This is a genomic window from Pseudomonas sp. HMWF006, assembly GCF_003061205.1.
In the GTDB taxonomy this organism is placed as follows: Bacteria; Pseudomonadota; Gammaproteobacteria; order Pseudomonadales; family Pseudomonadaceae; genus Aquipseudomonas; species Aquipseudomonas monsensis.
Genome location: NZ_QAIU01000256.1, coordinates 1 through 714 on the forward strand (window position 1 = coordinate 1; position 714 = coordinate 714).

Genomic DNA, 714 nt, shown 5'->3' on the forward strand with positions numbered 1-714 from the left:
ACCCCGAGGCCTCGCGGATTGCGCGACTGGCTTCGGGTGGGCGCTTTGGTCTGGCGCAATCGACTTTCCAGGTGGGCGGTAATGCCGGTTCCGCTTTCGGCCCGTTGCTGGCGGCGGCGATCATCATTCCGTTCGGTCAGGGCAACGTCGCGTGGTTCGGTCTGTTCGCGGTATTTGCGCTGTTCGTGCTGTACCGCATCAGTCGCTGGTATGCCCATCACCTGAACCTGTTCAAACTCAAGGCCGGCCAGGCGGCGACTCATGGGCTGTCGAAGGGCAGGGTGACCAGTGCGTTGGTAGTGCTGGGGCTGTTGGTGTTCTCCAAGTATTTCTACATGGCCAGCCTGACCAGTTACTTCACGTTTTACCTGATCGAAAAGTTCGACCTGTCGGTGGCCAGTTCGCAGTTGCACCTGTTCCTGTTTCTTGGTGCGGTGGCGGCGGGTACGTTCTTCGGCGGGCCGATCGGCGACAGGATCGGGCGGAAGGCGGTGATCTGGTTCTCGATCCTCGGTGTGGCACCGTTCACGCTGCTCATGCCCCACGTCGATCTGTTCTGGACCACCATTCTCAGCGTGATCATCGGCTTCATCCTCGCCTCGGCGTTCTCGGCGATTGTGGTGTACGCGCAGGAGCTGGTGCCAGGCAATGTCGGGATGATCGCCGGGATCTTTTTTGGTTTGATGTTCGGGTTTGGCGGGATTGGTGCGGCGT

Annotated in this window: 1 protein-coding gene; it reads left to right on the forward strand. The window is 60.4% G+C overall.

Features of this window, described 5'->3' with window-relative positions:
• Positions 1-714, forward strand: a 714-nt coding sequence (locus tag DBR24_RS10540; protein ID WP_128614699.1) for an MFS transporter, incomplete at both ends; no start/stop codon positions are given.